General features: G+C 55.8%; 2 protein-coding genes. Both read right to left on the reverse strand.

What is annotated here, in order from left to right:
- Positions 1 to 529: dihydropteroate synthase (gene folP / locus FJM67_RS17370; protein ID WP_000259024.1), on the reverse strand; the 529-nt coding region annotated here is incomplete at its 3' end.
- Entirely contained in the window at positions 523 to 870 is a 348-nt protein-coding gene (locus FJM67_RS17375) for a quaternary ammonium compound efflux SMR transporter QacE delta 1 (protein ID WP_000679427.1), read from the reverse strand. The genes folP and FJM67_RS17375, both read right to left, overlap by 7 nt.
- Between the last annotated feature and the right edge of the window lie 111 nt (positions 871 to 981).

A 981-nucleotide genomic window follows, 5' to 3' on the forward strand; every position in this document is an offset into this window, starting at 1 on the left:
CCATCCCCGGATCGAGGATGAGCCGGTCGGCAGCGACCCCGCTCCGTCGCAAGGCGGAAACCCGCGCCTCGAAGAACCGCACAATCTCGTCGAGCGCGTCTTCGGGTCGAAGGTGACCGGTGCGGGTGGCGATGCCATCCCGCTGCGCTGAGTGCATAACCACCAGCCTGCAGTCCGCCTCAGCAATATCGGGATAGAGCGCAGGGTCAGGAAATCCTTGGATATCGTTCAGGTAGCCCACGCCGCGCTTGAGCGCATAGCGCTGGGTTTCCGGTTGGAAGCTGTCGATTGAAACACGGTGCATCTGATCGGACAGGGCGTCTAAGAGCGGCGCAATACGTCTGATCTCATCGGCCGGCGATACAGGCCTCGCGTCCGGATGGCTGGCGGCCGGTCCGACATCCACGACGTCTGATCCGACTCGCAGCATTTCGATCGCCGCGGTGACAGCGCCGGCGGGGTCTAGCCGCCGGCTCTCATCGAAGAAGGAGTCCTCGGTGAGATTCAGAATGCCGAACACCGTCACCATGGCGTCGGCCTCCGCAGCGACTTCCACGATGGGGATCGGGCGAGCAAAAAGGCAGCAATTATGAGCCCCATACCTACAAAGCCCCACGCATCAAGCTTTTGCCCATGAAGCAACCAGGCAATGGCTGTAATTATGACGACGCCGAGTCCCGACCAGACTGCATAAGCAACACCGACAGGGATGGATTTCAGAACCAGAGAAAGAAAATAAAATGCGATGCCATAACCGATTATGACAACGGCGGAAGGGGCAAGCTTAGTAAAGCCCTCGCTAGATTTTAATGCGGATGTTGCGATTACTTCGCCAACTATTGCGATAACAAGAAAAAGCCAGCCTTTCATGATATATCTCCCAATTTGTGTAGGGCTTATTATGCACGCTTAAAAATAATAAAAGCAGACTTGACCTGATAGTTTGGCTGTGAGCAATTATGTGCTTAGTGCATCTAACGC

This window comes from Maribrevibacterium harenarium, from assembly GCF_006385675.1.
Lineage (GTDB): Bacteria > Pseudomonadota > Gammaproteobacteria > Pseudomonadales > Marinomonadaceae > Marinomonas > Marinomonas harenarium.

Bases quoted from the DNA above. Each gene is read 5' to 3' on its own strand.
- FJM67_RS17375 (WP_000679427.1), bottom strand. From the start codon at position 870: ATGAAAGGCTGGCTTTTTCTTGTTATCGCAATAGTTGGCGAAGTAATC.